Source organism: Rhodoferax sp. U2-2l, from assembly GCF_020594515.1.
In the GTDB taxonomy this organism is placed as follows: domain Bacteria; phylum Pseudomonadota; class Gammaproteobacteria; order Burkholderiales; family Burkholderiaceae_C; genus Rhodoferax.
Genome location: NZ_JAJCTH010000013.1, coordinates 64,612 through 90,088 on the forward strand (window position 1 = coordinate 64,612; position 25,477 = coordinate 90,088).

A 25,477-nucleotide genomic window follows, 5' to 3' on the forward strand; every position below is an offset into this window, starting at 1 on the left:
CGTCACCTCGCTAAGATCAACACAACCAGACGTTGTTGGAACCACAAAAGAGACCACCCGGCATGACCCCTGTTCCCTCTGACTCCGCCCTGCATCGTCAGCTTCGCCAGGCGACGAAGCGGCCGCATCACGTGCTCGACCATCACCCGCTGCTGGCGCCGTTGTTGCGCCCGGACTTGACGCTGGCGCAATATGGCAACGCTTTGGCGGCCCTGCATGGCATTGGGCAAGCCGCCGAAGTTGGCATTCTGGCGTTTCTGGCCCAGCATCCGCAGCCTTTTGACTATCAGGCCCGCCTCAAGGTCTGGGCGCTGGAGGCTGACCTGGCCGCACTGGGGCGCCAGCCCCTGGGCTTGGCCGCAGATTTCCCGGTGCCGCAGAACGTCGGCGGCCTGATCGGCGTGCTGTATGTGATGGAAGGCGCCACGCAAGGCGGCCTGATGATTGCGCGGCTGCTGCAAGCCTTGCCGATTGCGCCCTTGCCGACCGCTCATTTCAGCGTCTACGGCAGCACGGCAGCGCAAAAATGGGCGGAGTTCCTGCAGTTTGCCGACGAGCAGGCCACGCCCGAGGTGCTGGACACCGCAGTGGTCACCGCCATCGGCGTGTTTGATGCCATCACGTGCCACCTGGATGCCTGCCTGAAGCAGCTGGGTGCTGATGTGTCTGTCTGTGAGCCCGCATGAGTAGCGTTGATATTTTCAATTGTGAGGACGAGCCGATCCGGTTTCCGGGCGCGGTTCAGCCGCATGGCGCCTTGCTGGTGCTGGACGCGCGGAGCGGGCGGGTGGAAGCCGCCAGTGAGTCCTGCCAGTCGATTCTGGGCACATCGCCTGCGGCCATGCTGGGCCAACCGGTTACCGAGTTTCTCGCCGCCCCGGCTGTGGCGGCGCTTCTGACCGACCAAGGCGACGCGCTTTGGCCGCTGGTCCCCCTGCCGATCAATGGGCAAGCCTGGACGGCCCGCTCGCACCGCAATACCAGCGGCCAGTGGCTGATCGACATGGAGCCTCCCCGCGACGGTAGCGTGCCCGAGCAAATGCACTACCAGTGCCGCCAGGCGATTGCCCACTTGCGAACCCTGTCCGACCTGACGCAGATCATCCACACGGCGGCGAACCTGGTTCGGGACATCACCGGGTTTGATCGGGTCATGATCTACCAGTTCGACAAAGACTGGAACGGCGAGGTCATTGCCGAGGCCTGTGTCGACAACATTGAGCCCTACCTCGGGTTGCACTTTCCGGCCTCTGACATCCCGGCACAGGCGCGCGAGTTGTTCAAGTCCAGCCGAATACGGCAGATTTCAGATGCCGCGTACCAGCCCTCAGCCCTGATCGCCCGCGGCGACGGGCGGGCGATTGATCTGGGTCGCTCCAGCTTGCGCAGCGTGTCACCGATCCACATTGAGTATCTGGAGAACATGGGCGTCAGCAGCACCCTGGTCGGCTCCTTGGTCGTGGAGGGCGTGTTGTGGGGCTTGTTGTCATGCCAGCACAAGAATGGCCCCATGTATTTTTCAGCACCAGAGCGCGATACCCTGGGCTGGTTTTGCGAAGACCTGGCGTCCTTGATCCAAGGCAGATTGATTCGCCAGCGCCGGGAGCTGGAACTTGACCTGGTGATGCGGCGGCGGCGTCTGGTGGAGCTGATCCGGCAGATTGACTTCCGAATCCTGATGCGCCAGGGGCGTTCCAGCGAGCTGCTGGCCGTGGTGAACGCCGACGGTTTTGCGCTGCAGATTGACGATGACATTCAGGTCATCGGGCGCACCCCGAACATCCAGCAGATCAAGCAAATCCAGCAGCGCCGCCGCGAACAGCCCGGCAACCCGGCGCTCTATTCCACCCATTCGATCCAGAAGGATCTGCAGGTGGAGCAAGTCGATGGCGATGTGGCCGGGGCGCTGTTTGTGTCTGTTCCTGGCAAGCCTGAAATCGGCATGTTCTGGTTTCGGCTGGAGCAAATCCACACGGTGCGCTGGAGCGGCAACCCGGAAAAAGCCCATGTGGCCGATGCCAGTGGCCGCTTGTCGCCACGGCAATCGTTTGCCCTGTACCTGACCACGGTCAGCGGCACCAGCCTGCCGTGGATTGCGGAGGAACTGGCTTCGGCGTCCGAGCTGGGGTCGTTGATCGAAATTGAGTTGTTGCGCGAGCGTGATGCTTTCACACAGACGATTCTGAATTCGATCCCCGCGCACATTGCCGTGCTCGATCACAAAGGCGTGATTTCCACCGTCAATGAAGCCTGGAACCGCTTTGCCCAGGAACCCGATATGGAGCGTGCCTCGCTGGGGGTGAGTTACCGGGATGTGAGTGCGGCTGCCGAGGGGCGCCCCAGTGGTGACGACGCGGTGGCGGCCTGGGCCGGCATCGAGGCGGTGTTGAACAAGGAGCTGGACAACTTCACGCTGGACTACCGGGGCGATGCCGCCAACAAGGAGCGCTGGTTTCGCATGAACGTGTACCCGCTGATCGGCTCGGGGCAAGGCGTGGTGGTGGCGCACGACGACATCACCTCACGCAAGCTGGCCGAAATTCAGGTCGCGCGTCTGCTGGAAGAACAGGCCTCCATTCTCAGCAGCGATCTGGTCGGCATCGTGAAAATTCTCGACCGCAGAATTCTCTGGTCCAACCATGCCTTCAACCGCATGCTGGGGTATGCCGAAGGCGAGCTCAACGGGCAGCAAATTCGCCAGTGTTACCCCAACGACGCCGCCTTCGCCGAACTGGGCGAGCAGGTGTATGCCGTGATCCGGCAAGGCGAGACCTTCCGCACCGAATTGCAGCTGATGCGCAAGGACGGTGAATGTGGCTGGTATGCGTTCCATGCCGGGCTGCTCAGGGCGGGTGGCGAGGAGATCATCGGCATGTTGATCGACATCACCGAACGCATCCTGGCCGAGGAAGAGTTGGCCATCCACCGTGCCGAAGTTCAGCTCGGCGTGTCACGCCAGCGCTTGCGCGAGCTGGTGGTCCAGAATGAACTGAACCGCGAGCGCGAGCGCAAAAGCGTGGCGCGCGAGATCCACGACGAACTGGGCCAGGTGCTGACCGGCCTGCGCATGAGCCTGCTGCTGATGGAGATGCGCTTTTGTTCGCTGGACCCCGCGTTGCCCAAGGTGGTGGCCGACATGAAGGCTTTGCTGGACCGGGGCATTGGCAATGTGCGCGATGTGGTGCTGTTCCTGCGGCCTGCCGCGCTGGACATGGGGCTCAAACATGCGCTCGAATCGCTTTGCAACGAGTTTTCAAAAAGCGCCGGGTTGACGTTTGATCTGGATTTGCCGTCATTCGATATCGCCATGGACGAGACCCGCTCCATCGTGGTGTACCGCATCGTCCAGGAGTCCATGACCAATACCGTCCGGCACGCCAAAGCCAGCAAAGTGGGTGTGACGCTGGATGTGACGGACGAACTGGTGGTTGAAATTCATGACAACGGCATTGGCTTTGATGTGGAAAAAGCCCGCGAGCTGAAATCGTTCGGCCTGCTGGGCATGCGAGAGCGCGCCATTGCGCTGGGCGGCGTCTTGGACATCGAAAGCAGTGCCGCACAAGGCACCACCGTTCGCTTGACCATTCCCAAAACCACGCCGTCGGAGGCGGTCAGCGCATGATCCAGATCCTGATCACCGACGACCATGCCATCGTGCGCAGCGGGCTCAAGCAGATTTTTCAGCAGGTGGACGATTTTGACGTGGTGGGCGAGGCCTCCAACGGCAGCGAGCTGCTGGAGATTCTGTCGCGATCGGTGCCCGACGTGTTGCTGATGGACCTGGACATGCCGGGCATCAGCGGCTCGGAATTGATTGAGCGCATCCGGGTCTCGTGGCCCGGCCTGCCGCTGCTGGTGCTGAGCATGCACAACGAGCCCGCAGTGGCCATGCGCGCCCTGAAAGCCGGGGCGTCGGGTTACATCACCAAAGACTGTGACCTGAACATTTTGTTGCCGGCCATTCGCACCGTGGCAGCGGGCAAAAAGTTCATCATGCCCGGCATGGCCGAGCAAATGGTGTTTGAAGTGACGCCCGACCCCCAAAGTGCGCCCCATTTTTCGCTGACAGACCGGGAGATGCAGGTGTTTAACCTGCTGGTGGCCGGCAGCAGTGTCAACGACATTGCGGCGCAACTTTGCGTCAGCAACAAGACCATCAGCACCCACAAGGCCAAGTTGATGGAAAAGCTCAACATCACCAGCCTGGCAGAACTTGTGCGCTATGCCATGCAGCGCGGATTGGTAAGCTAATTGGTGAGACCCTATCGCCCATAGGGATTTCCTTAGTCAGTTTCAGAACTGCCCGATTGTCTCGGGTGTCACCTGTAGGCATCATTGACCTCAGGCCTTAAACCGGCTGTTTTTTGAGACAGGCATGAATGTTGGACCGCGTCTGTCTCATCCAAAAGCACTTGTCTGAGTCACTTCAATCGCAGTCTGAATGGAAACACCGAAATACATCATGGACAATCAAATCACTTCGGGTGTCGTTGGTGATCAAGTGGGGGGGCGCGGCGACCCTCCTCAGAAGGCAACCCAGGAAGCAAGACCCGGCCGGACGGCGCTCGGCCCCGCAGAGGCAGAAAACATCCGCGGTTTCGCCGAACATGTCGTCAGATTATTGTGCGAGCGTCACAACCTCACGCCGCAGGACCCGTCGTCGCAAAAGTTTTAGTTGGGCAGTCGTTGGCAATAACTGATGGCGCCTTGGGAATTCTGATGGCCGCCTCAGCCGTGCTTGTGTACCAGCGTCCAGGCTGACAGCGCAATCAACCCGCTCCAGAACCACACGCCCAGCGTCAGCGGCAGCACGGTGCCGTCCATGTGGGTGCCCAGCCAACCGCCCCAGGCAAAGGCACACACCATCATCAGGAACCCATTCACCGCCGAGGCCGCGCCCGCCGCCTGCGGGAATGGCCCCACCGCACCACTCTGGCCGCAGGGCTGGTGAATGCCGTGACCGATCATGAAGATCAGTTGCGGCAGCATGATGCTCCAGACATTGACCCAGCCCATGAGGGTGAGCACCGCCATCAGCGTGCCGCCGGTGAGCGACAACCCGCCCGCCATAGCCACCGCGCGGCGCACACCAAATTGCGGCAGCCAGTGGCGGCAGATGAACGTGCCGCCAATGTAGGCCAGCGAGTTCACAAACATCACCAACCCATACTGCGTTTTGCTCAAGCCCAGGACGCCGATAAACACAAAGGATGACGCCGCCAGAAAGGTGAACAGGCCGCTGTAAGAGCAAGCCGTCAGCGCGGAAAACGCCTGAAACGTGCGGTTGCCCAGAATCTGCCGCCAGGTGGCCATCAGGGTACCGAGCTGCAGGGCGTTCGGATTTTTCCGCGGCACGGTTTCTTCAAAGCGCAGCGCCAGCACCGCCAGCGTCACGGCAGAAAACACGTTCAGCATCAGCAGGGCGTAGCGCCAGTTCAGCAGGTCAGACACCAGACCGCCCAGCGGCGCGCTCAGGCAGGCAATCACACCCAGCCCGCTCAGGCCTTTGCTCATCACGCGGGCGCCCTGAACAGGTGAATACAGATCGCGCACGATGGCGCGGGCGCACATCACCCCGGCGCCCATGGCCGCGCCCTGCAGTGTGCGCCAGATGATCAGCCAGCCCATGCCGGGTGCCAGGCTGCTGGCCAGTGACGCCAGCACATAAGCCACCATGCCCACCAGCAAAATGGGGCGGCGGCCATACCGGTCCGACAGCGGCCCCCACACCAGCTGCGAGCCGCCAAACGCCAGCAGCAGCGCCGTCAGCGTCAGTTGTGCCTGCGCCATGGACGCACCCAGCTCGGCGGTGAGTGCTGGCAGTGCGGGCAGGTACAAATCGGTGGTGATCGGTTGCAGGCCCAACAAGAGAGAGAGCAACAGCACGATCAGGCTGGGCGGCATGGCAGAGGTGTGGGTGGCGTGGTGGGGCATGGTGCAGCGCAGATTGTCCACGAGCCAGCACATGGCCTCGGTGTTTGCGCGGGCTAGGGCAGATGGGCGGTGATGCACCTGGGAAAGTGTTGCTGGGTGATACTTGGCGCCTGTTCTGATCAATGAGGTGTCTGCATGGCAATTGGATGGCTGTCTGTTCTGAAAATGGTGCCGTGGGGCGATGTGATTGAAAACGCGCCCAAGGTGGCCAGCGGCGCCAAAAAACTGTGGAATACCGTTGGCAAAAAGCCGACAGCGCCTGCTGCTGCTGCGCCTGTGACCGGCACGCTGGTGGATGTGCCTGAGCCGGTGGCCGCGCTGCAGGCGCAGGTGACGCAATTGCAGACATCGGTGGCCGAGTTGCACCAGCAAATGCTGGAATCCAGCGCGCTGATTGGTTCCTTGGCCGAGCAAAACACCCAGTTGATTGCCCGCGTGGAGGTCAATCGCAAACGGGTGCTGGCGCTGGCGGTGGTGTTGGTGGCGCTGGCTGTGGTGGTGGCCTACAAGCTGTTTTGATCGCTTTTTGACCCTGTTATGCCAGGGGATGAAGCCCGTTTTTTTGTAGAGGTTGCAGAGAAGGCGGCATGTGTTGTGTCAAAAGGGGTTGTTGCCACCTGACTGGAAGGGTTGACCTGCTTGGGGAGCATCGGCCAGGCGTACCAACTGCAGCGTCAGGCACACGCAACAGCTTGTGTGGCCCGCGTGCCTTGTTTTCCGGGTAGTGAGCCTATACGATGGTGTACTTGGCCATGTAGGCGTGGACTGAGAGGAAACAGGCTGGGCATTGACCCGCCGGGTTGTTCACAGTGACATCTTCTCAGGCCGTGATTTCTAGGGAGCAGGTGAATGCAGGCAATCAGCGAATCACGCTCGGTAACCCGATTCCTCTCATCATGGAAGGGTCTGGCGCTGGTGCTCGCTCTGGCCGGGCTGGTCACCGCTGCTGTCATTCGCCAGGATTTCGAGGAACTGCTGGCCACGGAGTATCAGGTGCTCGAACGCCAGGCACGTCTGGCCGAGTACCAGGTGGGTGGTGTTCTGCGTGGATTGAATGTGGGCCTGCGCAGTCTGGCAGCAGACCAGGAAGCCCAGCCGCCGCTGCCCGCACAAGCCATTTCGCAACATCAGCTCGCTTTTCTGAAAGAGTTTCCCGAAGTCAGGACGATCACCGCCACTGACAAAACGGGCCGCGTTCTGGCCGCAGAGAGCCTGCAAACGCCGCAAGATGTAGCGACCATACGCGCTTTCAATAATTCCCAGCGCGAGTACTTCCAGTTCCACCAGAATGCCCAGCCCCAAGACTATGACCGGATGTACATCTCGCGGCCCTTCGTCGGGGTCTCCAAACGGTGGATCATCGTGGCGTCGCGGGCCATCCGTGGCCCGCAGGGTGAGTTTCAGGGTGCGGTGGTCGCGACTTTGATCCCCAACTTCTTCGCACCGATTTTTCAGGATGTCCTGACCAACGATGTGGTCGACACGGTGGCCGTCCATACGCTGCAAGGCGACATCCTCTATCGCTTGCCTAACCCCGAAAAGCACATTGGCAAGAACATCGCCCATGGCGAGGCTTTTCAGCTCTACCTGCGCTCCGACAGCCCGACCACGCGTTATCTTGGCATCGCTGTCACAGACAACGTCAAACGCGTCGCGGTTTTTCGCAAGGTCGGTGGCAGCAGCCTGGACATCGTCATCACGGCCCGATACGACAGCCTGTTGGCGAAGTGGTATCCAGTCGTGGCCGCTAAAGTGATTCTCTATGTCCTTTTTGTGGTGCTGGCCCTGGCCTTTGGCAAAGAGTTCAGGCGGCGTCTGGCCGCCAGCATGGCTTTGTCACAGAGTGAGTTGCGCTTTCGTGCCCTGTTTGAGGACTCTCCAAACGCCATCCTGCTGGTCGACCCGCAAGCGCGGCGGCTCACCGATGTCAACCCGGTTGCGTCGACCTTGCTGGGTTACAGCCGCAGTGTATTTCTGGCCAAGAAAATTGCGGACCTGTTTCGCCCCGAGGACCAGGCGCATGTCATGGCGCAGTTTGCGTTGGCCGTCGAGCGTCAAAAAGACTTTGTGCGTGACTTGCCAGTGCTGCATCAAGATGGTCACCTGGTTCACATCGACATGGCTTTGACCCACCTGCAAGTGGATGAGCACCACACGTTGGCCGTTACCTTCATCGACCTGACCGAGCGTCAGCTTGCTGAGAGTGCGCTGGCTGAGCGCGAAGCCCTGCTCAATGCCACCAGTCGCATGTCGCACACCGGCGGCTGGGCTTTTGACCCGGTAACAGGGCAGGGCAACTGGACGCCAGAGACCGCCCGCATTCACGACTTGCCCGAAGACGCCCCGGTGGATGTGAGCAAAGGCCTCAGCTACTACGGCGATCAGGACCGCGAACGGATCCAGGCGGCCATCCGTAAGCTCATCGACAAAGCCGAGCCCTACGACCTGGAGCTGGAGATGCTGACCGCCAAAGGCCGTCGCAAATGGGTCCGCACCATCGGTGAGCCGGTGGTGGAAAAAGGCAAGGTGGTCTGGGTACACGGCGCCATCCAGGACATCACCGATCAAAAAGCCGCTGAAGCGGCACTGCGGGCGAGTGAGTCGCGCTACCAAAGTGTGCTGGACCATGCCGCCGACGCCATCTTCATCTCCAACGCGCAGGGCCAGTTCCTCTACGTCAACGAACAAGCCCGCCAGCTGCTGGGGTATACCAACGACGAACTGCTGCACATGTCGGTGGCCGACATCACACCAGCCGAGGACACCGAGCACTCGGCGAACACCTTCGTGGCGCTCAAAAATACCGGGCGTGTGACCACCGAACTCCTGCTCAAGCGCCAGGACGGCAGCTTGGTGCCGGTTGAGATCAACGCCATCTTGCTGCCCGATGGCACAAGTTATGGCGCCTACCGCGACATCACCCAGCGCAGGCTCAACGACGCAGAACTGGAGCGTTACCGCCACCATCTGGAAGAGCTGGTGGCCACCCGCACCGCCGACCTGGACCAGGCCAACCAGTCGCTGGTGCTGGCCAGGGACGCGGCGCAAGCGGCCAACCTGGCCAAGAGCAGCTTCCTGGCCAACATGAGCCACGAAATCCGAACCCCGATGAACGCCATACTGGGCATGGCCAACCTGCTGCGCCGGGGTGGCCTGACCGCCGATCAGGCGGACCGGCTCGACAAGATCGACATCGCCAGCGAGCACCTGTTGCATGTCATCAACGATATTCTCGACTTGTCCAAAATTGATGCGGGCAGTTTTGTTCTCGAAAACGTCCCGCTCACCATTCCCGGCCTGTTGTCGAACGTGGTGTCGATCACCCATGCCTCCGCGCAGGAAAAGAAACTCAAGCTCGAGGTGAGCGCCGACGCTTTCCCGGCCGACTTGCACGGCGACCCAACACGCTTGCAGCAGGCGGTGCTCAACTACGTCAGCAATGCCATCAAGTTTTCAGACAACGGCACAGTCACCATCAGGGCCATCAAGCTCGAAGAAACAGCCCAATGGGTGCGTGTGCGTTTTGAGGTCACGGACACGGGGATTGGTATTGCACCCGAAGCACTGCCCCGGCTGTTCAACTCTTTTGAGCAGGCCGACAACTCGACCACCCGCAAATACGGCGGCACCGGGCTCGGGCTGGTCATCACCAAACGGCTGGCTGAACTGATGGGGGGTGAGGCGGGTGTGCAGAGTGTGCCCGGCGCTGGCAGCAGCTTCTGGTTCACCGCCCGCCTGCTGCGCCAGGAGCGTCGCAAGACCCTGGCTGCACCGGCAGCCGCTGGCGACCCCGAAACCCTGATCCGCGAGCACTTCCAAGGTGCACGCATCCTGATTGTTGATGACGAGCCGATCAACCTGGAGTTGGCGCGTTACCTGCTGGAGTCTGTCGGCCTGCTCGTGGACACCGCCGAAGACGGGATGCAGGCCATCGAGCGGGCCACGATGGCGACCTACGCCCTGGTGCTGATGGACATGCAGATGCCAATCCTCGACGGCCTGGAGGCCACACGCCAGATCCGAATGCTGCCCAACTACCAGCACATCCCCATCCTGGCGATGACCGCCAATGCCTTCAATGAGGACCGGGCGCGCTGCCTGGAGGCCGGCATGGACGACGTGCTAATCAAACCGGTGGCCCCAGGGCTGCTGTTTTCGTCATTGCTGACCTATTTGGAGAGGCGGGGTTGATGGGTGGTGGCTGTCATTCAGAGTCTTGAATTTATATCAAATATGCTATATTGAGCATGGCCTGGGACATCAAATATCACGACGAAAAGCTGCAGGCGGAGGTACTCGGCTTGCCTGCGGGAATCTTGGCAAGGTATTTCCACTGCACAGATCGCATGATGGTGTTTGGTCCTGATCTGGGAATGCCGCACACGCGAGCGATGAGCGCAGGTCTGTTTGAGCTGCGCCTGAAATCGCGTGAAGGTATTGGGCGGGTGTTTTATTGCACGCTGGTGGGCCGAAAAATTGTCATGCTCCATCAGTTTGTGAAGAAAACGGACAAAACCCCGCCCAAAGAATTGGCCCTCGCGCGCAAGCGCATGAAGGAGTGGAAAGATGTTGACACATAAACAAATGCGTGCCCAAGCCCTTGGCAATGTCGAGGTCAAGGCCGAATACGACAAGCTGAGCAGCGAATTTGCGCTGCTGGATGAATTCCTGAAAGCCCGTGCTGCACAAGGTCTGACTCAAGCGCAAGTGGCAGAAAAAATCGGCACCACGCAGTCTGCGGTGGCCCGGATGGAATCAGGGCGCGGAAAACATTCACCGTCTTTGGCAACCCTGTCCAAGTATGCTGAGGCCTTGGGTTGTAGCTTGGAGGTCCGGCTGGTCCGAAATAATCGGTCAGTGAAAAATTCAACGGGGCGCACCAGCAGTCGCGCTGCTACGCGCACCGCTGAACTTTGACGTAAAGGCACCCAGTCCAATCATTTGAACGACCACGGTCTGGCAACTGGGCTGTCGGCTTGGCATAGGTGAACCAGCGGCAGTTGTCGGTGGCCGAGCTGCACCAGCAGATGCTGGAGTCCAGCGCACTGATCGACCGCTGGCCGAACAAAATATCCAACTGATCGCCTGCGTGGAGGTCAATCGCTAACGGGTGCTGGCCTTGATGATGGTTGTGAGTATTGAATTATTTTGATAGCGGTTAAACCTTTTCAGACAAGGGCTTTTGGCATATTTTTCTATTTTTTGGGAGATAGTTGCTTTGGATGTTGGATGGCAGGTGTGCAGCGTAAAGAGTCAGTCACCAGTGACCGGTATCCAGAAGTCCAATTTCAAGATGTTGTGTCCGTGCAGCAGCCTTTCGTGGCAGACATTGCTCTATTCACGTTTGCCCTCGCTAAAACGCAGGGCATCCACCACACGCGTGAAAGCGGGCGATGGCTGTCGCCTGCTTGGATAGTAGAGGTAGTAGCCTTCAAAGGGGGCACACCAGTCCAGCAGGACGCGAACCAGTCGCCCCTCCTCGATGTGCGGCGAGAACTCCTCTTCCGGGAGGTAGGCCATACCCAACCCCTCCAGCGCCGCGAACACGATGTGGGGTGTGCTGTTGAGCACCATCTGGCCATCCACGCGAACATTCAATTTCTTGCCCCGGCGCTCAAAGTCCCAGACTGACAAACCGCCATGCGTTGGAAAGCGCATATTGATGCAGCGGTGCGCCACCAGGTCAACAGGCGTTTTGGGTGCGGGATGCTTGGTGAAGTACGCAGGTGAGGCCACAACAGCCATGCGTAGCTTCGGGCCGATCGGTACCGCAATCATGTCTTTGTCAATGGTGTCGCCCATGCGCACGCCCGCATCGAAACGATCTGCCACGATGTCTCTGAAGCCATAGTTGATGTCAAACTCGATCTTGATATCGGGGAACTCGTTCAACAACGGGACGAGCTTTGGCAGCAACGTCGTTCGCACGATGTGATCGCCACAGGTCATTCGCACGGTGCCAGCGGGCTTGTCGCGCAACGCTGTCAATACGTCCATTTCCGCTTCGATCTCATCAAAACGGTGGCCGATGGCCTGCAACAGCCGCTCTCCAGCAGCCGTGGGGGACACACTGCGCGTTGTGCGTGTGAGCAGCCGGATTTCGAGTTTTTGCTCCAGGCCGCTGATCGCTTGACTCAGCGCCGATTGGGTCACACCCAAGAGTGCAGCCGCACGGGTAAAGCTGCCTTCTCGTGCCACCGTGACAAAGTACAAAAGATCGTTGAGGTTTCGTTTCACCATGCCCCATTTTTACCTGGCTATTAATTAGTATGGCTAATATGCCCATTAAGCATTCATTAGCTAGTCAAGGTTGTCTGCGTTGGCGAAGATACCCGCCATGTCAACACCCATGGAGATATCAACATGACCAAGCAAGCATCCGACCGTCGTGAATTCCTCAAAACAGCTGGCACCAGCGTGGCTGCGCTGGGTGTTCTGTCTGTTGCCAGCAGCGCCGCTTTTGCGGCGGACAACAAGCCCGTGTCAGATATGTCCAATGGCGCCAATAACTTTTTCAAAAGCGAGAAAGTGGCGACGCAAAAGGTGGCTTTTAACAACCAGTACAAGATGAAGGTGGTCGGGAACCTGTTCACCCCCAAGGACCTCAATCGCAACGCCAAACATCCGGCGATCGTCGTCGGCCACCCGATGGGTGCGGTCAAAGAGCAAAGCTCGAACCTGTATGCGCAGAAACTGGCAGAGCAAGGCTTTGTCACCCTGGCCATCGACCAGTCATTCTGGGGCGAGAGCGAGGGCCAGACGCGAAACCTGGTCTCGCCTGATATCTACGCCGAAGCCTTCAGCGCGGCGGTGGACTTCCTGGGTACTCAATCGTTTGTGAACAGGGAGCGTATCGGTGTTCTTGGCATTTGCGGCAGTGGCAGCTTTGTCATCAGCGCGGCCAAGATCGACCCGCGCATGAAGGCCATCGCGACGGTCAGCATGTACGACATGGGCGCAGCCAACCGCAACGCGCTGAACCACTCGCTGACGCTTGAACAACGCAAGCAAATCATTGCCGATGCGGCCCAGCAGCGTTATGCAGAATTCACGGGCGGCGCAACCCAATACACCGGCGGTACAGACCTTGTGTTGAATGAAAAAACACACCCCATTCAACGCGAGTTCTTTGACTTTTACCGCACCCCACGCGGCGAGTTCACACCTGCGGGTGCATCGACTGAAACGACGACGCGCCCCACGCTGACCAGCAACATCAAGTTCATGAACTTTTACCCGTTCAACGACATTGAAACCATCTCGCCGCGCCCGATGATGTTCATCACGGGTGACCAGGCCCACTCCAAGGAGTTCAGCGAAGAGGCCTATCGACTGGCTGGCCCCGCCAAGGAGCTGGTGCTTGTGCCGGGAGCGGGCCACGTGGACCTGTATGACCGCGTCAACCTCATCCCTTGGGACAAGCTCAACGCGTTCTACAAGAAGAACCTGGCATAAACGCGACTTTCATGACAGCACAAGCAAGTGGGGTCACCACAGTGGATGGCCCCGTTTGGGGCACATCGGCAGCACAGCCCGCCAAGTGGGGTGGCGTCTTTGCCATGGCGCTGTGCGTTTTTGCACTGATTGCCTCGGAGTTCATGCCGGTCAGTCTGCTGACACCGCTGGCGCGCGATCTGCGGGTGAGCGAAGGGCAGGCTGGGCTGGGCATTGCCATCTCTGGCGCGTTCGCGGTGCTCACGAGTCTGTCGATATTGGCGATGGCTGGCAACATGAACCGCAAAACACTGTTGCTGGGGCTGACCGCGCTGATGGCAGTCTCCGGGGCGGTGGTGGCGCTGGCCCCGAACTACCTGATCTACATAGTCGGTCGGGCGCTGATTGGCGTTGTCATTGGTGGGTTTTGGTCTCTGTCCGCCGCCACCGCAATGCGGTTGGTGCCGGCCTCTTTGGTCCCGCGCGCCCTGGCCATTTTTAATGGTGGCAACGCACTGGCGACCGTCATCGCCGCCCCGTTGGGCAGTTACCTGGGTTCGGTCATCGGCTGGCGCGGGGCGTTTTTCTGCCTGGTGCCGGTGGCCTTGATCGCTTTTGTCTGGCAGGGGGTCAGCCTGCCGTCCATGCCGACTCAAACTCGCCCGGCGGGCTCCGGCAACGTCTTCAGACTGTTCAAGCTTCCGGTGCTTGCTGTGGGGATGCTGGCGGTCAGCACCTTCTTCATGGGGCAGTTTGTATTGTTCACTTACTTGCGCCCATTTCTGGAGACGGTGACCCGTGTGGATGTCGCCACGCTCTCGCTGGTGTTGCTGACGATGGGTGTCGCCGGGTTCATTGGCACCACCGCCATTGGTTCCGTCCTGAAATGGGACTTTTATCGCACCTTGATCGGTATTCCGATCCTGATGGCTGCCATCGCGGTGGCACTCAGCCTGTTTGGCAGCCAACTTGCAGTGGTGGCTACACTGCTCGCTGTCTGGGGTTTGGTGGCCACCGCAGCACCGGTGGCCTGGTGGTCCTGGTTGGCAAGAACCTTGCCGCAGGATGCAGAAGCAGGGGGTGGGCTGATGGTTGCCGTGATCCAGTTGGCCATTGCCTTGGGCTCCGCCATCGGTGGTTGGTTGTTCGATGTGAGCGGTTACCAGAGCACCTTTGTGGCCAGCGCAGTTCTGCTGTTGCTGGCGGCCTTCCTGACTTTTCTGACCGCGCGTTCGCCCACGCCAAGGCTTGCCTAAGCCACACTCAGAACAAGGAGACATGTTTTGACAATCAGCAGCCTTCGCGCCTGCATCGGCCAGCGCCCCTTCGCCAACAAGATCCAACATCTCCGAGCCTGGTGTCAACTGCGGGGCTTTGGCTTGATACTCGGCCTGCTGGTGCTCGGCGGCACTTGTGACGCCGAGCAGCCACCCGTTCCCAGCCCACGCACTTTGGCTGTCGCAGATGCTGGTGCACTAGCGCTGAACCCGGAGGAATCACGCATGTGGATGACTGTCGGTGAACGTCGCTTTGCCATCACCTTGACCAACAATGCCGCTGCCCGTGCCTTCGCGGCGCAGCTGCCGCTGATCCTCAACATGGCGGACCTCAACGGCAATGAAAAACATGCCGAATTGCCCAAAGCGCTGCCGGTGAGTGCGAGCCGACCGGGAACGATCCGCCAGGGTGACCTGATGCTCTACGGTTCAAGCACCCTGGTTGTTTTTTATCTGAGCTTCGACACCTCGTATGCCTATACCCGCCTGGGTCGTGTGGACGACCCCGAAGGCTTGGCGCAGGCGCTTGGCCAGCAAGCGGTGCGGATCCATTTTTCCAAAAAGTAATTCATTTTTATCCAACCAAGGACAACACACCATGACCATCAAAGCCTACGGCGCCCATGCCGGTGACCAACCCCTCGAACCCATCGACATCACCCGGCGCGCACCTGGCGCACACGATGTGCAGATCGACATCGCTTACTGCGGCGTCTGCCACTCAGACCTTCACCAAGTGCGCTCCGAGTGGCCGGGCACGCTTTACCCGTGCGTGCCCGGCCACGAAATAGTGGGCCGCGTGTCGGCCCTGGGCGCACATGTGTCAGGCGTCCAGATGGGTGATCTGGTGGGCGTTGGCTGCATCGTTGACAGCTGCCAGCACTGTGAGGACTGTGATGACGGCCTGGAGAACTACTGCGACCACATGGTCGGCACCTACAACGGCCCGACCCCGGACGCGCCCGGCCACACGTTGGGCGGCTACTCGCAGCAGATTGTGGTGCACGAGCGTTATGTGCTGCGCATCCGCCACCCCGAAGCGCAATTGGCTGCGGTGGCACCGTTGCTTTGCGCAGGCATCACCACCTACTCGCCGCTGAAGCATTGGAAGGTTGGCCCTGGCCAGAAGGTCGGCGTGGTGGGCATCGGTGGCCTGGGCCACATGGGCCTCAAGCTGGCACACGCGATGGGTGCACATGTGGTGGCTTTCACCACCTCGGAGTCCAAGCGCGACGCGGCCAAGGCGCTGGGAGCGGATGAGGTGGTGGTCTCGCGCAACGCCGACGAAATGGCCCAACACACCAAAAGCTTCGACTTCATTCTGAACACGGTGGCCGCACCGCATGATCTGGATGCCTTTCTGGTCTTGCTCAAGCGCGACGGCACGATGACGCTGGTGGGTGCGCCAGCCACGCCACATCCGTCGCCCAACGTGTTCAACCTGATCATGAAGCGCCGCAGCCTCGCCGGGTCGATGATCGGCGGCATTCCCGAGACACAAGAGATGCTGGATTTCTGCGCCGAGCACGGCATCGTCTCCGACATTGAAATGATCCGCATGGATGAGATCAACGAAGCCTATGGGCGCATGCTCAAGGGCGACGTGAAATACCGCTTTGTCATCGACTGCGCGACGCTGGCCGTTTAACCAGCCAACCCTCCCAGGCCGAATGCAAGGGCTTGCGCGGTCTCTTTCCTGGAGGCACGGGGTGCTCTCAGAGTTCCTGAATGGTCGTCCATACCCGCATGCGCCTGCTCAAAGCCCCTGTCGCCGTGATTACCCTGTCTGCCCTGGCCACCGCCGCCTACCTGCAGCACCCGCTGTTCGGGCAACTGCACCAGGGCGCTCGGCTGGCAGACGTGGCGCAGTCGCCTCATTTCGTCCAAGGCGTGTTTCGTAATCAGATTGACTCACCGAGGCTGACCACCGACCAATCCCAGTGGTCGATGTGGATGGAAACCCTTTTTGGCAAGAAGGGCCAGCCCCGTTCACCGGGCGCGATTCCAGCGATCAAGACCGACCTGAAGGCGCTGGATGCCCAGCAGGACCTGGTGATCTGGCTGGGCCACTCGTCCTACTTCGTGCAACTCGGCGGGCAACGAATCCTGATCGACCCGGTGTTCAGCAGCACCGCCGCACCGGTGCCGCTGGTCAACCAGGCTTTTGATGGCACCAGCATCTATGCGGCAGATGACATGCCCGAGATCGACCTGCTGCTGATCACGCACGACCATTACGACCCCCCAGCATCCAGGCGCTGCAGCCCAAGGTCAAGCAGGTCGTGACGGGGCTGGGCGTGGGTGCGCATTTTGAGTCCTGGGGTTACGACAAGCGAACTGTGCAAGAGGCGGACTGGTACGCCAGCCTTCAACCCGTTGCCCAGTTGCAGATCCACGTTACCCCAGCACGCCATTACGCCGGGCGCGCGCTGACCCGCGACCAATCCTTGTGGGTGGGTTTTGCGCTGGTGACCCCGCAACGCCGGATTTTTTTCAGCGGCGACTCAGGCTACGCCCCGCACTTCGCCGAGCTTGGCCAACGCTTGGGCCCGTTCGACTGGGTGGCGCTGGATGCAGGCCAATACGATCCGCGTTGGGCCAACGTTCACATGAACCCGGATCAGGCCGCCCAGGCGGCTGGAGAGCTGCGGGCCCGTGCGCTGACGCCTGCGCATGTCGGGCGCTTCTCTATCTCGCCCCATGATTGGGATGACCCTTTCAAACGCATCACCGCCGCCAGCCAAGGGCGAAGCTATGCGTTATGGACACCAGAAATCGGCCGACCGATCTATCTCAATGGTCGTGCACAAACGTTTATGCCATGGTGGGAGGCAGTCACCAGCACACGGTAAGCTGCTCAGGAGCTGGTCAAGACGATTCTTCGCGTTACAAACTCCGGTCCTGATTAAGCCTCGCTCCGCCTGTTTGTGAAAAAATGGCCGCATCGCTACCGTGCAAGGTGTATGTGGGCGGCTGGTTTGGTTTTGGCAGTTTGGTAAACCCAACTACCGGTAAGGGTCTATCTAGGTATTCCCGTCATTGAAATCTACGCCATGTTGCGGCACCTTCCAAGCTCAACCGAACGGCTGGTCTGGAGCCACCAGGTGGAAAAGTCGAAGGTCAGCAAAAGCCAGAAGCTGACCTGCGGTGCATTCCATGCCACTGAAGGCGGGTGGTGGGCTTGCCGGGCGCAGAACCCATTTGCGTGATGAAGCAGGTGGCGCACCACCGCCAGTCGCAACACTCCGATAGCAAGTTAGCCGACGCAGTCTCCCGCTAGGGGCCGGAGAACGGTAAGCCTGCCGCCCTCCTGGCGCCACGCGAACCAAGGGCTCAACGACGCAGATACCTCGGCTCAAACACAGAAACTGACGCTTCAACGAGGGCAAACCCGCAGCCCACCTCACTACACTCGTTGTCGCCACCCGCCCCGTATCGCCAACATGTTGAATCCTGATGTGAACCCTCCCGCCAACCCAGCCACCGACCCTGGCAGCCCACGCGGTTTCATGGTCTTGCACGGCAACCGGCTGGAGGACCTGCGCGACCTGTTGGTGAGTTATGTGGCGGCGCACCCGCTCAGCCCCCTGGAGCCCGAGGTCATCCTGTTGCAAAGCAACGGCATGAAACACTGGCTGGAGCTGGCGCTGGCCCAGGACGGCGCCCTGGGCATTTGTGCCGCCACCCGCATGGAACTGCCCAGCAGCTACCTGTGGCAGATGTACCGCGCGGTGCTGGGGGCCGACGCGGTGCCTGAACACATGCCGTTCGACAAAAGCGCGCTGCTTTGGCGGCTGGTGCGCCTGCTGCCCGCGCTGTGCGTCAGCAACCCGGTGTACGCCCCGTTGCAGCGTTATCTGTCGGGCGACAACCCGGCGCGCAAGCTCTACCAGCTGGCCGAACAACTGGCCGACGTGCTGGACGCCTACCAAAGTTACCGCGCCGACTGGCTGGCCGACTGGGCCGATGGCCTGAACCAGTTGCGCGGCCCTCTGGGTGCGCCGCAGCCGCTGCCGCCTGAACACGCTTGGCAGGCCCAGCTGTGGCGCGACATCCGCACCGATGTGGGCCCTGAGTTGATGGAAGCCTCTCGTGCCAGCGTGCATGAACGTTTTCTGGCGGCGCTGACGCAGTGGGTCAGCAGCGGGAACAGCGGCCAGCGCCCACCCGGTGTGCCGCGCCGTTTGATGGTGTTTGGTATTTCCTCCCTGCCGATGCAGGCGGTGCAAGCGCTGGCGGCGCTGGGTCAGGTGTGCCAGGTGATGCTGTTGGTGCAAAACCCGTGTCAGTATTTCTGGGGTGATGTGGTCGAGGGCCACGCGGCCCTGCGCGCCCAGGTGCGCCGCAGGCAGTTGGGAAAACCGCAACAGGCGGTCAGTTCCGCGCTGCCAGCCAGCACCGCCCAGCCCTTGCTGGCGTCCTGGGGTAAACAGGGGCGTGATTATTTGCATCTGCTCGACGGCTTTGACGAGCCCGAGTCTTACCGCGCGCACTGGAGCCGGGTCGATGTGTTTGTGGACCCGGCTGACAGGGAAACGCCCGCCACCCAGCTGGCGCAGCTGCAGTCGGCCATCTTTAACCTGACACCACCACCCGCTGTGCCGCTGGCCCAGCCGGACGACGGCTCGCTGCTGTTTGTCACCTGCCACAGCGCCCAGCGCGAGCTCGAAGTTTTGCACGACCAGCTGCTGGCCTGGCTGGAGGCCGACCCCGCCCTGCAGCCGCGTGAGGTGATGGTGATGGTGCCCGACATGGCGGCGTTTGCGCCGCACATCCACGCGGTGTTTGGCCGCTTCACGCCGGGCCAGCCGCGGTACATCCCGTACTCGGTGGCCGACAGCACCCCCCGTTTGAGCCCGCTGGTGCAGGCGCTGGAGCAGTTGCTGAACCTGCCCAATAGCCGCCTCTCGCTGGCCGACTGGCTCGGCCTGTTTGAGGTGGCCGCCGTGCGCGAGCGTTTTGGCCTGGACGAAGCCGACGTGCGCCAGGTGCAGCAGTGGCTGAGCGCCGCCGGTGTGCGCTGGGGGCTGGACGCCAATCACCGCTTGGCCTGGGGTCTGCCTGCGGGCGCGCAGGGTCTGGCGCAAAACACCTGGGCCTTTGGCCTGCGCCGCCTGCTGCTGGGCTACGCCTTGGGCAGCACCGGGGCGCTGCCTGAGCAGGATGCCACCAGCGGCGCGATCTGGTGCGATACCTTAGCGCAGCCGGCACTCAGTGGCTTGGACGCACCGCTGGCAGCAGGCCTGCTGGACTGGCTGGATGCCATTGAACAGACTTTGCCCATCTTGCAGCTGGAACACACGCCCGCGCAGTGGGGTCAACTTTTGCAAACCCTGGTCGAACGCTTTTTTGCCCCGGCCGACGACGCGGATGAGCGCGCCATCGAGCGCCTGCTCACCCCGCTGGCCGACTGGCAACAAGCCTGTGATGACGCAGCGCTGGACACCCCCCTGCCGCTGGAGGTGGTGCGTGAACACTGGCTGGCCAACATCACCGAGGCCGGTCTGCAGCAGCGATTTTTTGGCGGCGGTGTGCAGTTTGGCACTCTGATGCCGATGCGCGCCATCCCATTCAAGGTGATTGGCCTCTTGGGCATGAACGACGGCGCCTACCCACGTGTGCAGGCCGCGCGCGATTTCGATTTGATGGCTAGCAGCTGGCGCGCCGGTGACCGCTCGCGCCGCGAGGACGACCGTTACCTGTTTCTGGAGGCACTGCTGTCGGCGCGCCACAAGCTCTACATCAGCTGGCAAGGCCACAGCGCGGCCGACAACAGCAGCCGCCCACCGTCGGTGCTGGTGGCGCAGTTGCTGGATGTGGTCAACGCCAGCTGGTCACCCGAGCGGGTGCCGCAGGCGCAACCGCTACAACCGTTTTCTGAGGCTTACTTTGAGGCCGGTTCGGGATTTCAGACCTTTGACGCCGATTGGGAGAAGATTCGGCCTCTAGCCCTGATGAATCGTCGGCTGGTAGCTATAAATAGTGAAGTGACTGAGGCAACAGCGGTCAGTGCGGCCCCCAGCGCCCTGACACTGGGCGACATACAACGCCTGCTGCGTCAGCCGGTCGAAGTGTTTTTCCGCCAGCGGCTGCAGGTCGATTTTGATGAATTGGACGAGCTGGAGCAGGAAGACGAACCTTTTGCCCTGAACCACCTGCAGCAGTACCAGGCCGGTGCGGCGCTGTTGCAAGCCGATGGCAGCGCTGTGGCCCTGCGCAGCCTGTACGCCGCTGGCCAGCTGCCGCTGGCGGGTTTTGGCAACCGGGTGGCGGCTGAGCTGATGGACAAGGCGCAGACCGTGCTGATGTCCCGCGCGACCTGGTTGCAGGCGTACCCGGTGGTGCTGGACGCTGTGCCGATTGAGCTGAACTTGTCTGCGGGGTTGACCCTGACCGGCACGCTCAGTGGCCTGTGGTCGCAGGGGCAGGGCGACGACGCACCGTGCCTGCAGCTGGCCGAACGCACCGGCGCCGTGTTGCAAGGCCGGGGCACCAATCTGGCCGCGCGTCACCATGTGCTGGTGGGCCTGTGGCTGCGGCACTTGGTGGCTTGTGCCAGTGGGCTCCACATCACCAGTGTGCAGCTCGGGGTCGACGGCCAGGTGGTGTTTCGCCCGCTGGCAGCCAACGCCGCCTTGGCCACGCTGAGCCGCCTGGGACAAGCCTATGCCCAAGCCTGGGCACAACCGCTGCCAGTCGCCTGCAAAACCGCCTGGGCCTACCTGCTGGCCGAGCGCCAAAACCAGGCGCTGCTGGTCGCAGGCAAACCCACCAAAGACTCGCACGAGGCCACCCGCGACGCTTTTGAAGGAGGCCAGCGTGGGGGTGAACGCGCCGAGTCAGCCTACCTGCAGCGCGCCTTTTCGAGTTATGACGATCTGGCAGAAGCCTTGCCACACTGGGCGCAGCAGCTCTATGGTGATCTGCTGGCCCAGGCCGAGGTGAGCACGGGGGTGGCGGCATGAGCAGCATTCCCAACACGACATCGCCCGTGACACACACACTCAACCCCTTGACCCTGCCGCTGCATGGCCTGCAGCTGATCGAGGCCTCGGCGGGCACCGGCAAAACCTGGACGCTGGCCGCGCTCTATGTGCGGTTGGTGCTGGGCCACACCGCCGATTCAGAACAACCCGGTGTCGGCCTGTACCCGCCGCAAATCCTGGTGATGACCTTCACCGAAGCCGCCACCGCTGAATTGCGTGAACGCATCCGCGAGCGGCTGGCGTTATCAGCCCGGTTTTTCTTGACCGGTGATGAGACCAAGGTCGATGGCTTTTTGTGTGATTTGCGCGCCAGCATCGCCCCCGAACACTGGCCAGTCTGTGCCCAGCGGCTGGACATGGCGGCGCAGTGGATGGACGACGCGGCCATCTTCACCATCCACGGCTGGAGCAGCCGCATGCTCAAAACCCATGCGTTTGACAGCGCCAGCCTGTTCACACAGAACCGGGTTGAGGACGGTGAACGCCTGCAACTGGTGGCCACACAAGACTACTGGCGCCGCTGGTTTTACGCGCTCGATGCCCAGACCCTGGCCGCACTCAAAGCCGTGGGTGACACCCCGCAGGCCCTGCTCGACAAACTCAAGGCGCTTTGGCGCGAATTCGATCGCGCCCCACAAACGTTGGGGACAGCACCCACCCCGCCTGATGTGTTGCTGGCACGCTGGGCAACTTGGCAACAACGCCGTGTGGAACTGGAAAGCCCGGCACGCCTGGGCTGGACTGCTGAAGTGGCCCAGGCCGTGCAGGATGTGGCAGCCGCAAAAACACTCAAAAACTACCGCCCGGACTGGCTAAGCGGCTGGCTGGCCCAGATGGCCGACTGGGCGCAGGGCGCCGAGATTGACCCGGCCACGCTGGAGCGTTTCACCACCCGCACCCTGGTGGCCAAAGGCTGGGCAACGGCTGACCAGTGGCCGGTGTTTGCCCAACTGGAAACCCTGGCTGAGCACCTGAGCGCCGAGCCCGATGTGGTGACCGACTTGTTGACCCATGCCGCGCAAGAGGTGCAACGCAGTTATCAGTGCGCCAAGGCGCAGGCCGCGCAGTTTGACTTTTCTGACCTGCTGCAAAACCTCTACCACGCACTGCAGGCGCCCGATGGGCGGCTGGCTAGCGCGATTCGTGCCCAGTATCCGGTGGCGCTGGTCGATGAGTTCCAGGACACCGACCCCTGGCAGTTTGGCAGTTTGCGCAAAATTTATAGCGATCTGCCCAATGAAGACGAGGGCTACAGCCTGATTTCTTCATCAGACACCGGCCTGATCATGATTGGTGACCCCAAACAGGCGATCTACAGCTTTCGCGGCGCCGACCTGGCCACCTACCTGCTGGCGCGTGAGCAGGCCCGAGGCATCTACAACCTGCCGGGCAATTTCCGCTCCACGACGGGTGTGGTGGCGGCGGTGAACCGGGTGTTTGAGTTAGCGCACCAGCCTTTTGGCAGTGTGCCTTTTGTGAAGGTGGATGCGCGCAACCCCAGCATCCAACCGCTGCAGGTGGCAGGCCAGCCCCAGGTGGCAATGACGGTGTGGCATCTGCCGTTTGCCAGAACCCCGACCAAAGACGATTTTCTGAGCCAGATGGCCGACGTGTTTGCCAGCCAGATGGTGGCGCTGTTGCAAAGTGGCGCCGCGCAAAGTGGTCACATGGCGGTGCTGGTGCGCAACTGGAACGAGGCCGACGCGATTCGCCAGGCGCTGTCACAACGTGGTGTGCGCAGCGTCTACCTGTCCGAGCGCAACAGCGTGTTCGCCAGCCAGCAGGCCAAGGACTTGTGGCGTTTGTTACGTGCAGTGGCCAGCCCGGGTTCCAACCGATTGGTACGCGCCGCTTTGGCCACCCCCACATGGTCGCTGAGTTGGGGTGCACTCGACACGCTGCTGGCTGATGAGGCGGCCTGGGACACCCTGGTCGAGCAGTTTTTGCAATGGCAACGCATCTGGTGCGCCCAGGGCTTTTTGCCAATGTTGTACCGGCTGTTGCACGACCAGGGCCTGGCAACACGCCTGCTGCAAGACCCGGCGCAGGGTGAACGTGCACTGACCAACCTGCTGCACCTGGGTGAGCTGTTGCAAGCGGCCAGCCTTCAGGTACAAGGTGAGGGCGCCTTGATCCGTTACCTGGAGGAGCAGTTACGCCGCCCGCAGGCCAGTGGCGAGGCCGCGCAGCTGCGGCTGGAGAGTGACGCCAATCTGGTGCAGGTGGTGACGCTGCACAAATCCAAGGGGCTGGAGTACCCGCTGGTGTTTTTGCCCTTCATCTCGCTCTACCGCGCCGAGGACAAAGACAGTGGCCGCGATGACGCCGAGCGCCTCAGTGAAGACATCCGCCTGCTGTACGTGGCGCTGACGCGCGCCAAACAAGCGTTGTGGTTGGGTGTGGCCCAGGTCAAGGGTGATCTGGATGGCAAAACGCCTCAGGTCAAAAGTGCCATCTCCAGTCTGCTCGGGCGCAGCACGCCAGACGATTTGTGGGATAAGTTGCAAGCTTGGGCCGGGGAACACATCGCGGTGCTGACCGCCCCCGAGCCCACTGACGACGTCTACCAACCGGTGGTTGAGGTCAAACAGCCGCAGAGCGCCCGGGTGCCGCAGCGGCTGATCTACAACCGCTGGTGGAGTGCGAGTTTCAGCGCACTCACGCGCGACTTGGCACACGGCGCGTCTGCAACGCTGCCCAGCGAGCGGGATGAACGCCTGCTCGACGCCCAGACCGACAGCCTGCTGCTTGAAGAGGACCAGCGCATCGCGAACCCAACAGGGGCCGACCTGCTGAGCGAGGCGCCACGTTTTAACGACTTCCCGGCGGGCAGCCGTTATGGCACCTTGTTGCACGACCTGCTGGAGTGGCAGGCGGTCCACGGCTGGCCTGCTGCCACAGACGCTGACCCGTCCCCGCTGGCCCAGCCATGGCAAACCCTGCTGGCGCGCTTAAGCCAGCGCCACCACCTGAGCCCCACACATAGCGCGCTGCTGGAGACTTGGGTCAACTTGATTTTGAAGTCAAATCTGCCTCTAGCCCTCATAAATCAAGGGCAGACAGCTATCAATTTAAGTGACATCAAGGTACAGGACATGTGGCCCGAAATGGGCTTTAGCCTGCCGGTGCACCACCTGGCCAGCGAGGCGCTGGATGCCTTGATCACCCGCCAGATCTGGCCCGGCCAGGCCCGCCCAGCCTTGCAACACCGCCAGCTACAAGGCATGTTGACCGGCTTCATGGACCTGGTGCTGCTGCACCAGGGGCGCTACTACGTGCTGGATTACAAGTCCAACCGCCTGACGGCCTACCTGCCCGAGGCCCTGCAGCAGGCCATGCTGATACACCGTTACGACGTGCAGGCCGCCCTGTACCTGCTGGCGCTGCACCGGCTGCTCAAAAGCCGTTTGCCCGACTACGACCCGGCCCAGCATCTGGGCGGCGCCCTGTACCTGTTCCTGCGCGGCATTGATCAGCCTGGCTGCGGCCTGCTGCATGTGAGCCCGCCCGTGGCTTTGATCGAGGCGCTGGATGAGGTGTTTTCCCGATCACCGACGCTGGATCGGCAGGATATTGATTGAAGCGTTCAGTCCTGGTCAGCATGCTGGGCGCCAAACTGGCCAGTCGGGGCTGGTAGCACTGAATCGGCGCAATGGACAAAGTGTCAAGCTGGAACGATTTCTACAGATGCCAAGTCACGGTCCATCAGCGATTCGATGATGACCTCACGGTGATCCAGCAAAACCTTCAAAGTGGCGGCCCGCGATTGATTCAAGGTTTTCAAACGGATGGCGCTTCATGAGTCGTGAACTCATATGTCATTTTGGCCGATAGCCCTTTTCCACT

General features: G+C 61.3%; 18 protein-coding genes. 16 read left to right on the top strand and 2 right to left on the bottom strand.

Annotation, left to right across the window (positions count from 1 at the left end; genetic code table 11):
- Positions 1-62: 62 nt before the first annotated feature.
- From LHU53_RS12780 to LHU53_RS12795, 4 genes are all read left to right on the top strand, one after another.
- On the top strand, positions 63-686 hold the full coding sequence (locus LHU53_RS12780; protein ID WP_227333041.1) for a biliverdin-producing heme oxygenase: 624 nt from the start codon (positions 63-65) through the stop codon (positions 684-686).
- A complete protein-coding gene (locus LHU53_RS12785) occupies positions 683-3,622 on the top strand; it encodes a PAS domain S-box protein (RefSeq protein WP_227333042.1) in 2,940 nt (979 codons plus the stop codon). Before LHU53_RS12780 ends, LHU53_RS12785 begins: the two co-directional genes overlap by 4 nt.
- Complete coding sequence (locus LHU53_RS12790; RefSeq protein WP_227333043.1) at positions 3,619-4,251, top strand: response regulator transcription factor; 633 nt, start codon at positions 3,619-3,621, stop codon at positions 4,249-4,251. The genes LHU53_RS12785 and LHU53_RS12790 overlap by 4 nt, the downstream gene beginning before the upstream one ends.
- Positions 4,252-4,441: 190 nt before the next feature.
- On the top strand, positions 4,442-4,675 hold the full coding sequence (locus LHU53_RS12795; RefSeq protein ID WP_227333044.1) for a hypothetical protein: 234 nt from the start codon (positions 4,442-4,444) through the stop codon (positions 4,673-4,675).
- 53 nt (positions 4,676-4,728) lie between these two features.
- Here LHU53_RS12795 and LHU53_RS12800 read toward each other — a convergent pair whose 3' ends face one another.
- Positions 4,729-5,934: a multidrug effflux MFS transporter gene (locus LHU53_RS12800; RefSeq protein ID WP_227333045.1), complete on the bottom strand. Its 1,206-nt coding sequence runs from the start codon at positions 5,932-5,934 to the stop codon at positions 4,729-4,731.
- Positions 5,935-6,069: 135 nt separating this feature from the next.
- On the opposite strand from LHU53_RS12800, the gene LHU53_RS12805 reads away from it, so the two are divergent.
- The 4 genes from LHU53_RS12805 to LHU53_RS12820 all read left to right on the top strand — a co-directional run bounded on the left by LHU53_RS12805 (position 6,070) and on the right by LHU53_RS12820 (position 10,851).
- Positions 6,070-6,453 (top strand): hypothetical protein, encoded by a 384-nt coding sequence (locus LHU53_RS12805; RefSeq protein WP_227333046.1) that lies wholly within the window; start codon positions 6,070-6,072, stop codon positions 6,451-6,453.
- Positions 6,454-6,783: 330 nt separating this feature from the next.
- Positions 6,784-10,125 carry a PAS domain S-box protein gene (locus tag LHU53_RS12810; protein WP_227333047.1) on the top strand — a complete coding sequence of 1,114 codons (3,342 nt, stop codon included), beginning with the start codon at positions 6,784-6,786 and terminating at the stop codon, positions 10,123-10,125.
- 56 nt (positions 10,126-10,181) lie between these two features.
- Positions 10,182-10,514: a type II toxin-antitoxin system RelE/ParE family toxin gene (locus LHU53_RS12815; protein WP_227333048.1), complete on the top strand. Its 333-nt coding sequence runs from the start codon at positions 10,182-10,184 to the stop codon at positions 10,512-10,514.
- Complete coding sequence (locus tag LHU53_RS12820) at positions 10,501-10,851, top strand: helix-turn-helix domain-containing protein (protein WP_227333049.1); 351 nt, start codon at positions 10,501-10,503, stop codon at positions 10,849-10,851. The genes LHU53_RS12815 and LHU53_RS12820 overlap by 14 nt, the downstream gene beginning before the upstream one ends.
- Before the next feature lie 417 nt (positions 10,852-11,268).
- On the opposite strand, the gene LHU53_RS12825 is transcribed toward LHU53_RS12820, so the two are convergent.
- Positions 11,269-12,174 (bottom strand): LysR family transcriptional regulator, encoded by a 906-nt coding sequence (locus LHU53_RS12825; protein ID WP_227333050.1) that lies wholly within the window; start codon positions 12,172-12,174, stop codon positions 11,269-11,271.
- Positions 12,175-12,297: 123 nt separating this feature from the next.
- Between LHU53_RS12825 and LHU53_RS12830 the strand changes: the two genes are divergently transcribed.
- From LHU53_RS12830 to recB, 8 genes are all read left to right on the top strand, one after another.
- A complete protein-coding gene (locus LHU53_RS12830) occupies positions 12,298-13,389 on the top strand; it encodes an alpha/beta hydrolase (protein ID WP_227333051.1) in 1,092 nt (363 codons plus the stop codon).
- An 11-nt stretch (positions 13,390-13,400) separates the two neighbouring features.
- Entirely contained in the window at positions 13,401-14,624 is a 1,224-nt protein-coding gene (locus LHU53_RS12835; RefSeq protein ID WP_370632294.1) for an MFS transporter, read from the top strand.
- Between the two features lie 246 nt (positions 14,625-14,870).
- Complete coding sequence (locus tag LHU53_RS12840) at positions 14,871-15,212, top strand: cyclophilin-like fold protein (RefSeq protein ID WP_227333052.1); 342 nt, start codon at positions 14,871-14,873, stop codon at positions 15,210-15,212.
- Between the two features lie 31 nt (positions 15,213-15,243).
- A complete protein-coding gene (locus tag LHU53_RS12845) occupies positions 15,244-16,293 on the top strand; it encodes an NAD(P)-dependent alcohol dehydrogenase (RefSeq protein ID WP_227333053.1) in 1,050 nt (349 codons plus the stop codon).
- Between the two features lie 80 nt (positions 16,294-16,373).
- Entirely contained in the window at positions 16,374-16,931 is a 558-nt protein-coding gene (locus LHU53_RS12850; protein WP_227333054.1) for an MBL fold metallo-hydrolase, read from the top strand.
- Entirely contained in the window at positions 16,928-17,497 is a 570-nt protein-coding gene (locus LHU53_RS12855; protein WP_370632295.1) for an MBL fold metallo-hydrolase, read from the top strand. Before LHU53_RS12850 ends, LHU53_RS12855 begins: the two co-directional genes overlap by 4 nt.
- 606 nt (positions 17,498-18,103) lie before the next feature.
- Positions 18,104-21,610: an exodeoxyribonuclease V subunit gamma gene (gene recC / locus LHU53_RS12860; protein WP_227333055.1), complete on the top strand. Its 3,507-nt coding sequence runs from the start codon at positions 18,104-18,106 to the stop codon at positions 21,608-21,610.
- A 26-nt stretch (positions 21,611-21,636) separates the two neighbouring features.
- A complete protein-coding gene (gene recB / locus LHU53_RS12865; protein WP_227333056.1) occupies positions 21,637-25,212 on the top strand; it encodes an exodeoxyribonuclease V subunit beta in 3,576 nt (1,191 codons plus the stop codon).
- Positions 25,213-25,477: the final 265 nt, after the last annotated feature.